The 8,630-nt window shown below is 66.1% G+C and carries 7 protein-coding genes and 1 pseudogene; 4 read left to right on the top strand and 4 right to left on the bottom strand.

The genetic code is table 11. The annotated features are described in order from the left end of the window. Positions 1–716: 716 nt before the first annotated feature. Positions 717–1,079 (bottom strand): group II intron maturase-specific domain-containing protein, encoded by a 363-nt coding sequence (locus tag ABD901_RS57550; RefSeq protein WP_345144706.1) that lies wholly within the window; start codon positions 1,077–1,079, stop codon positions 717–719. Next, positions 1,077–1,340 (bottom strand): annotated as a pseudogene (locus tag ABD901_RS57555) (reverse transcriptase domain-containing protein); the annotation flags it as partial. The pseudogene ABD901_RS57555 and the gene ABD901_RS57550, both read right to left, overlap by 3 nt. Positions 1,341–1,941: 601 nt before the next feature. Between ABD901_RS57555 and ABD901_RS57560 the strand changes: the two are divergent. Both ABD901_RS57560 and ABD901_RS57565 read left to right on the top strand, forming a co-directional pair. After that, on the top strand, positions 1,942–2,412 hold the full coding sequence (locus ABD901_RS57560) for a DUF5372 family protein (protein ID WP_345144694.1): 471 nt from the start codon (positions 1,942–1,944) through the stop codon (positions 2,410–2,412). Further along, positions 2,409–4,619: a recombinase family protein gene (locus ABD901_RS57565; protein ID WP_345144696.1), complete on the top strand. Its 2,211-nt coding sequence runs from the start codon at positions 2,409–2,411 to the stop codon at positions 4,617–4,619. Before ABD901_RS57560 ends, ABD901_RS57565 begins: the two co-directional genes overlap by 4 nt. Positions 4,620–4,628: 9 nt before the next feature. On the opposite strand, the gene ABD901_RS57570 is transcribed toward ABD901_RS57565, so the two are convergent. Next, positions 4,629–5,102 (bottom strand): reverse transcriptase domain-containing protein, encoded by a 474-nt coding sequence (locus ABD901_RS57570; protein WP_345144698.1) that lies wholly within the window; start codon positions 5,100–5,102, stop codon positions 4,629–4,631. A gap of 741 nt (positions 5,103–5,843) precedes the next feature. Here ABD901_RS57570 and ABD901_RS57575 point away from each other — a divergent pair. Both ABD901_RS57575 and ABD901_RS57580 read left to right on the top strand, forming a co-directional pair. Further along, positions 5,844–6,110: a hypothetical protein gene (locus ABD901_RS57575; RefSeq protein ID WP_345144700.1), complete on the top strand. Its 267-nt coding sequence runs from the start codon at positions 5,844–5,846 to the stop codon at positions 6,108–6,110. A gap of 21 nt (positions 6,111–6,131) precedes the next feature. Further along, positions 6,132–7,286, top strand: coding sequence for a transposase (locus tag ABD901_RS57580; protein ID WP_345144702.1), 1,155 nt, complete (start codon positions 6,132–6,134; stop codon positions 7,284–7,286). 96 nt (positions 7,287–7,382) lie between these two features. Here ABD901_RS57580 and ABD901_RS57585 read toward each other — a convergent pair whose 3' ends face one another. Further along, positions 7,383–8,252 (bottom strand): aldo/keto reductase, encoded by an 870-nt coding sequence (locus tag ABD901_RS57585; protein WP_345144704.1) that lies wholly within the window; start codon positions 8,250–8,252, stop codon positions 7,383–7,385. Positions 8,253–8,630 lie beyond the last annotated feature (378 nt).

Below are 8,630 nucleotides of genomic sequence, written 5' to 3' on the forward strand. Positions count from 1 at the left end.
TCCTCATCCGACCCCGGAAACACATCCCCGGTCAACCAATTGAAAAACCGCGCCAAATCATCCGGCATCTCCAAACCCACCGCACCACACCCCCCAACCAACCACACCAAAACACACACCGAAACACCCGACAAAACGCTCAACAGGAAACACAACAAAAGGCCACACCGAAACAACCCGGTGCAGCCCCGAAACACTCACACCAACCCACCGAACCCCAAGACCCCAACCCCGGACCCACACCACACCCGAACCACTGACCGCGCATTGCACGAGAAACGACACCACACACCGGCAACCACCGCGACCGCCCGGCCCCGTACCGCGAACTGGACCGCCCAGCGTTCTCGACGACTGCGGTACCGGCCAACTCCGCACCTCCGCATCTCCGCGGCACGCCCGAATACGTTCACCAACATAAGCACGGCAGAACGCCGGACGGCGCAGCAGCCGACGGTTTCCGCGATCAAGAACACCACCGGGACGGCGGCGAGTGGACTCATCCCTGAAACGCCCGTACATCTGCCGCACCTCCCCTCGATCACCGCCCTCGGTCACCGCGCCGTGACCCTACGATCCCGACCCGCATGAACCCACCCCGGCATAGCCCCAAACACGCCCCACCAGAGCCACAACGTTCACCGACAGCACACGGTTCAGCCCCGGCCTCGATCGGACGCGCCCGCTGCGTCCGCTCTTCGGGGCTGCGGCCCTCGTTACGCAACTTCACATACCGAGCCACGTTGCGGTGGTCGCCAGCACGCCATCGCCTTCGTGTAGGACATCAGCCGTTTGTATTTCTTGCGGATCCAGCGCACCAGGTAGGCGTTGATGCGCCCGAGGAGGGGACACAGCGCGGAGCGGTAGAACGCTCCGTAGTACTGGGTCCAGCCGCGAACGATCGGATTGATCTTCTTCGCGATCTCGCCGATGGTGAGGGGTGTTCTGCGGTGCAGCCGCCAGCGGCGGACCTCACCGCTGATCTTCTTGAGGGCCTCGGTGCTGATCGCGGGCAGGAACGAGGTGAACTTCTTGCCGTGCCTGCTGCGCGCCGCGCGGGCGCGGAACGTGAACCCCAGGAAGGTGAACGACGTGTGCTCGTAGCTGCCTCGCCGGGCACCGTCCTTGCAGTACACGATCCGGGTTTTGGTCGGGTGCAGTCGCAGCCCGACCTGCTCCATCCTGTCCGCGATCGCCGCCCGGATGTGTTGGGCCTGGCGTTCGCTGACGCAGTGCACGACCGCGTCGTCGCAGTAGCGTTCGAACGGGACGGACGGGTATTGCCGGGCCATCCACGCGTCGAACGCGTAGCGCAGGAACAGGTTTGCCAGCACGGGCGAGACCGCGGACCCTTATGAACAGTGCTGGGTTATGCGCAGCGTCGGCCCGTCGGGCCTGGTGAGGGCGGTTCCAGGGCTCGAGCGCTGCGCATAACGCATGCCGTGTCAACCCACGCCATCGCCACGTCCAAGGAGAAATCCTCGACGCCACGGGCAGCGAAGAACCTCGCCCTACGGCGCCAGCAGGCCCGATACCAGCGCAGACAACGTCGCCATCGCAGCCGACCTCCGTCACGCGGGACCGGCACCATGCCGAACCCCTGATCGGAATCAACGGCGCGTTATGCGCAGCGCTCGACCCCCAACCCCGCCCTCACCAGGCCCGACGGGCCGACGCTGCGCATAACCCAGCACTGCTCATAAGGTGGGTTATGTTCAGCTGAACATAATGAACCTTGCGGGGTGCCGCGGTCTCGCTGCAGCACACTGCCGTCGGGTAGTGCCAGCGGGGCTTGCAGCCACCGCTTGACGTAGAGCACCACCCATGGCTGGTCGGTGTGTGCCGTTACCGCTTTGACGACGAGCTCATGATCGACGCTGTCGAAGAAATCCCCGACTTACTACCCGCATCGAGGACGTTGAGACGGCGTTGAGAGCCGCGGTGACCACGGTCCGGATGACCCGGCCGAGGCATCCGTTGCAGGGTCGGGAACTTCAGCTGTTGGGCCGGATGCGTCGGCACGGCCGGCTGGAGTTGCTGCTGGTGCTGCCTGACGGCAGCAAGTCGCTGATCCCAGCGGCCTGGACCGACCTTGGTGACGGTGCCGGCGCGGCGGAGGCGGGCACCCTCGGCTTGCTGGAGGACCTGCTGGCCTGCCATGCGCTGGTCACGGATCTGGCGGCCCGGGTCGCGCAGGCGATCGAGGCGCAGCAGGCTGCACGGCAGTCGTCTTGCGAGGAGGACACCCGTGCAGCCTGTGCAGCTCAGTCTGATGCCGGAACAGGTTCCGGCGCCACCAGCCACGCTGATCGTCCAGCTTCCGGCCGGGCAGGTCGCCGCCGCGCTTGCGCTGCTGGCGGCGTTGATCGCCAGGGCCGCCACGGCCGGGGCGAGGCCGGTGGTGGGCGATGAGTGACACCAGCAAGATCACCGGATCGCATCTGCGTCGCGCTGCGGTGATCTATGTGCGCCAGTCCACGCTGGCTCAGATCGACCGCAACCGGGAGTCCACCGCCCGGCAGTACGACCTGGTCACCCGCGCGGCCGGGTTGGGCTGGCCGCGGGCCGGGATCCGGGTCGTCGACGACGATCAGGGTGTCTCCGGCGCGTCGACCGCTGGCCGGTCGGGGTTTGCAGAACTGGCCGCCCAGGTTGGGCTGGGGCAGGTCGGTATCGTGTTGTCGCTGGAAGTGTCCCGGCTGGCCCGTAACAACGCCGACTGGTACCGGCTGCTGGACCTGGCCGGCATGACCGACACGCTGATCGGCGACGCCGACGGGGTCTACCACCCGGCGTTGTTCAACGACCGGCTGCTGCTGGGGATGAAGGGCACCATGTCCGAGGCCGAACTGCACATCCTGCGCGCCCGCCTGGAGGGCGGGATCCGCAACAAGGCCGCCCGCGGTGAACTGCGTCGCGTGCTGCCGGTCGGCCTCGTTTGGGGCGAAGCCGACGGGCAGATCCTGCTGCACCCCGACGAGGCCGTCCGTGGTGTCATCGCGGCAATCTTCGAACAGTTCCCGACCCGCGGCTCGGCCCGCGCGGTGTGGCTGTGGCTCAAAGACCAGGGCCTGAAGCTACCGCTGCAGCGCAACGTCTACGACCCGACCGCCGAGATCGTCTGGGTGGAGCCGACCTACACCGCCGTGCACAAGATCCTGACCCATCCGGCCTACGCCGGCGCCTACGTCTACGGCAAGACCCGCTTCGAACGTCACCTCGACGAGCACGGCGTGGTGCAAGTCCGCCGCCGGGCGTTGCCCCAAGACCAGTGGCAGGTCCTCATTCCCGGTCATCACCCCGGATACCTCGACTGGGACACCTACCAGGCCAATCAGGCCCGCATCGGCGCGAACACCCGCCCGCGGGCCCATCAACCCGGCACCGGCGCGATCCGCGAGGGCTGCGCCCTGCTGCAAGGGCTGGCTACCTGCGGGGTCTGCGGCCGGAAGCTCGCCGTGCTCTACCAAGGCCCCGCCAAGGCCACTCCCGGCTACTACTGCGCCACCGGGTCGCTGGTCAACGGCCGCGGCGTGTTTCACATGCGCATCGGCGGCATCGCGGTCGAGCGGGCCGTCGTGGACACCTTCCTTGCCGCCCTCGCCCCGGCCGCGCTGCAAGCCTGCCTGGCCGCCGTCCAACAACTCGAAGACGGCCACGACACCGCACTCGCGCAATGGCGCCGCGAAGTGCAACGCGCCCGATACACCGCCGGCAAAGCCGAACGCCGCTACCGCGCGGTCGACCCCGACAACCGACTCGTGGCCCGCGGTCTGGAAACCGAATGGGAACACGCGCTCGGCGCCCTCGCCGACGCCGAGTCCGAGCTCGCCCGCCGCGAAGCCGCCCGCCCCAAGACCCTCACCGACGCCGAACGCGCCGCGATCCTGGATCTCGGCAACCACCTCGACCAGGTCTGGGCCGCGCCAACCACCACCGACAAGGACCGCAAACACCTTCTACGCACCCTGCTCGACGAGGTCAACATCACCGTGGACCGCGACAACGCCCGAGCCCAGCTGCTGCTGCGCTGGAAAGGCGGCGCGATCAGCGAACTGACCGTCTCCACCAAACGCGCCCAACCCCGCATCCGCACCGACGAGGACACCATCGACCTGCTGCGCCGCCTCGCCGTGCACTACCCCGACGCAGTCATCGCCGGCATCCTCAACCGTCAGGGCCGACACACCGCCCGAGGACTGTCATACACCGCCAGTAGAGTCCAATCGCTGCGCCACCACTACAACATCCCCTGCCACCAACCCGACCAGCAGCCCCAGGACGGACCCGTGCTCCCCATCGCCGACGCCGCCACGGAACTCGGCGTCGCACCCTCCACCCTTCACCGATGGCTCGCCGACGGGTTCATCGCCGGCGAGCAGATCACCCCCGGCGCGCCGTGGCGCATCCGCATCACCAACGAAATACGCGCCCTGTTCGTCGACACCGCCCCCGACGGCTGGGTCGTCATGCAAGACGCCACCAAACTGCTCGGCGTGTCTCGCCAGACCGTGTTGCACCGTGTCAAGCGCGGCGAACTCGAAGCCGTCCACGTCCGCAGCGGACGCCGAAAAGGCTTGCGCATCAACGTTCCCAGCCCCACCAACACCCCATTCTGATCATGACAATCAGCGGAAGGAGCAGTGTGACGATGCATCCAAGAACTTCTGGACATCAAGGTCGATGACCCAGTTCCTGCGCCAGCTTCGTTGCCGGCACGCCGCTACCGCGTCCAGTGCCGAGCGTCCCGGCCGGTAGCCGTAGGAATCCGGGTGGAAGATCGGTTCGACCTTCGCCTCCAGCCTGCGCGCTACCACCGTTTGCGCGATTCTGTCCGCGACGGTGGGCACGCCGAGCATTCTCGTCCCATCGCCGTGCGACTTCGGTATCTCCACCGCTTTGACCGCCGGCGGGAAGTAACTGCCCGAGGACATGCGATTCCAGATCCGGTAGAGATTGTTCTTCAGATCCTTCTCGAAGTCCTCGATGGACTGCCCGTCCACTCCGGCGGCGCCCTTGTTCTCCCTCACCTGCCGATACGCCTCCCACACTTCGATCTTCGAAATGTCGAACGGCTTGCCCGGCAGTTTCAACTCGTCCACGGGGCTCCTCCCGGATGCCGGTTGGCCACACGAACAAGCCACGAATGACCCGGCCCCTTCGCTCCAACCCCACCGCGCCCAGCAGGGTCTTCATCGCTACTACAAGCCGGTCCACCGACGCGCCCCGCATCGGTACTCAAGCCCTCGCAGGTTCTGCTGCTTGGGCCGCTCCCTCTCGCCACGACCAGGGCGACGGTATCGGGGCACGCCTTCCCACGTTCCATGCGAAGGCCGCAGATCAGGCTCACGTCACCTCCATGCCGGACACCGTCTGGCCAGTCGGTGGGCTCCCGCCAGACTGATCACGGACGCACAAGAACGTCCGGTTTTGATGTCACTTGAATTAAATAACGACACGTCATCAGCGATCCCGTTTCCGGGACTGCGCACCGTCTTCCTGATCCCTACCTGACATCTCTTCCGATGCCTTTTCCGTATCGCTCACGACGACAGTCTTCGGCTAACGCCGCATACGGTGGTTTGATGCCCTCCCCCACAGGACGACACCGAAGGGCCAATTCCTTCATCCCTCGCACAGCATCGCATTCAGACACTCTCCTACATAGAGCCCCTTTCAGCGTTCGTGGCACACCTTGATGTTTAACCAACGGCCCGGACGATCAGAAGATCGTCCGGGCCGTTTCGGTGTGTCGCAAGGATATGGGTACGGCCACCCGTGATCATTCGGAGTGCTGAAGCTTCGAAGGATGCGGGGTGGCCGTGGGGCCTACTATGCCAGGTTTGCAGGCCGTGGTGGCAACAGATGTCTCGGTGTGTCGTGCGGCATTGGTCGCGTTCCGGGCCGGATTGCATGCGTGCTTCGACAGACGCGCTGACGCGCTGTTCGAGCTCGTGGATGCGGTGTTGACCGCTGAGGGTCCGGTGGACTCCCCGGTGGAACTGTCGCAGGAGAAGGTGTTCCGGCGTGGACACGGGGCGTTGTATGACGCGCTGGCCTGTGGTGATGTCGACGTTGAACAGCTGGCCGGGCTGATCGCGTCGTCGTGACCGCCCGCCGACGACGGTCCGGTGAAAATCGCGGTGGATACCTCGGCGTGGCCACGGCCGAACGCGGTGACCTCTGCGGGGCTGTGTCACTGCTACACCTCCTGCCGTTGCGACGGATCCCGCAAGACGATTCCGGGCTGGCCGTTCTCCTTCGCCGCCGGGTTGGAGTGGGGTGCCTCGTCGTGGACCGCGCTGCTGGACGCGGTGCGTCTCGGCCCCGACGACGACGCGACGGTGGTGACCGTCGCCCAGATCGGCAACGTGCTCGCCCGCCTCGACGCGGCCGGGACGCTCGCGCAGCGGCCCGCGCCGGTGTTCACGTTCGACTCCGGATACGACCTGACCCGCATCACCTATCTCGCCGAACGCGACGGTCTGGGTGTGCAGGTCCTGGGCCGGGTGCGCAGCGACCGGGTGTTCTATGCACCGGCACCCAAGCGACGCAAGGACGGCCGGCCGGGCCGGCCCAAGAGACACGGCAGCCGGTTCGAACTGTCCACGCCGGCATCGCTTCCGGCACCCGCTCAGCGCCTGCGTGGGCAGAACCCGCGATACGGCGAGGTGATGGTCAGCGCCTGGCACGGGCTGCACCAGAAACTGTCCAGACAGGCCGGCTGGACCGGCTTCGACGGAGTGCTGCCGGTCGTGGCTGGCACCGTAATCCGCATCCAGGTCGAGCGTCTGCCCGGCAACCGGGCGCCGGAAGACCTGTGGCTGTGGCACACCGCACCACCGGGCACCGTCTTCGACCTGGATCTGCTGTGGAAGACCTACCTTCGCCGGTTCGATGTGGAACATACCTTCCGGCTGCTCAAGTCCAGTCTGGGCTGGACGGCCCCGCAGATCCGTACTCCACAACAAGGTGAACGCTGGACATGGCTGATCCTGGCCGCGCACGCACAACTGCGGCTGGCGAAGACTCTCACGACCGATCTACGTCGTCCCTGGGAGAAGACGATCCCTGCCGGGCGGCCGATGACTCCTGGACGGGTCCGCCGGGGTTTCCGTAACCTGCGCCGGCATCCGGGCACTCCGGCCAGTAGGCCGAAAACGACCACCCCTGGTCCCGGTCGTCCCGAGGGCAGCACCCGGCCCCCACGAACCCGCTACCCAGTCGGTAAGAAGAAGTCCACAGTGGACATGCTGGAAGTCCGTAAGCAGGCACTCAAAGGATAAAACTCAAGCTGAGAGGTAACGGTGCGTAGAACGTCGGCGGTGTCGGTGTCGCGGCCGCCGGCGGTGGGCAGGTAGGGATAGAGGTACATGGCTGCTCTACAGGACGGTTGCGTGGAGCGCTCGCAGCTCATCGTCTGTCAACCGAACGGTTATGGCGCCCGCGTTCTGTTCGAGGTGTTCGATCGTGGTAGGGGCCGGTGTTGGAATCACAGCCGGCGACCGTCGTAGCGCCCAGGCCAGTGCGAGTTGCGCGGGTGGGAGGCCGTGAATCCGACCGGCACGTGCCAGGGCTGTTCGCTGATCGGCAAGAACACCCGAGGCGAGCGGGGACTTGGCGATGAAGCCCATGTTCCGTTGGCTGGCGAAGTCGAGCACTCGCCAGCCTGAGCGGTCGGCGAGGCTGAAGCGGTTGCGGACCGTGGCGACATTGGCGATCTGGAGGGCGTCCTGAAGCTGCCCGACTGTCACGTCACTCAGGCCGATGAACCTGACCTTACCTTCGCGCTGCAGTTCCTTGAGCGTTCCGACCTGGTCGGCAAGTGGCACTTTCGGATCAACACGGTGCAGTTGCAACAGGTCGAGACGCTCGACGTTGAGGTTGGCAAGGCTCGACTCGACGTCGGATCGAAGGGCTCCAGGGCGGCCGTCGCGCACCCAGACAGTGGGCCCGGGGCGCAACATGCCGGCCTTGGTTGCAATGACCAGATCCGACTGGTACGGGGACAGCGCGCGCCTGATGAGGCGTTCAGCCACGCCTGGCCCATAGCCTGCCGCGGTGTCGAAGAAGTTGACTCCGAGTTCAACGGCTCGGCGCAGCAGCTTGACGGCCTCGTCCGGCCGCGGTGGATTGCCCCAGGTGCCGCGGCCGGTGAGACGCGAGGTGCTGTAGCCAAAGCGGTTGACTGGCAGCTCACCACCGATGACGAACGTATTGTGACCAGCCGCCTCCGCACTCGTCTCGACCATGGCTCCCCTCATGACCCGCCGTTCTCGTCGCATCAGTCGACCACGATTCATGGGCGCACCGAATCACGTAAACATGTGAGCGCCCGAAGTCGTACATCGATGGGTGCCGTCAGGCTCGGTCGGGACCGTGGCGTCGTGCACCGGCAGCGCGAGCGGGTCGACCGTGTCCGGAGTCACGCTCCGTCCGCGGTGACGGGCCGTATCCGCGCCGGTGTTGTAGGAGGGCCAGGGCTGGATCCAGTGGGTTGGACACTAAAGATCTTTCGATTTTGCGGTGAGTCGTTGCGGGTCGATGCCGTTGGTGGGCAAGACAATCATGGTCATGCCTACAGCTGTGCGGTCGACAAGCCCGCGTCGTGATCCCGGTCGTGACGTGCA

The organism is Dactylosporangium darangshiense (assembly GCF_039537565.1).
Classification (GTDB): domain Bacteria; phylum Actinomycetota; class Actinomycetes; order Mycobacteriales; family Micromonosporaceae; genus Dactylosporangium; species Dactylosporangium darangshiense.

Excerpts from the sequence above, each read along its gene's own strand:
- ABD901_RS57585 (WP_345144704.1), bottom strand. The coding sequence starts at position 8,252 with ATGGTCGAGACGAGTGCGGAGGCGGCTGGTCACAATACGTTCGTCATC.
- ABD901_RS57565 (WP_345144696.1), top strand. The coding sequence starts at position 2,409 with ATGAGTGACACCAGCAAGATCACCGGATCGCATCTGCGTCGCGCTGCG.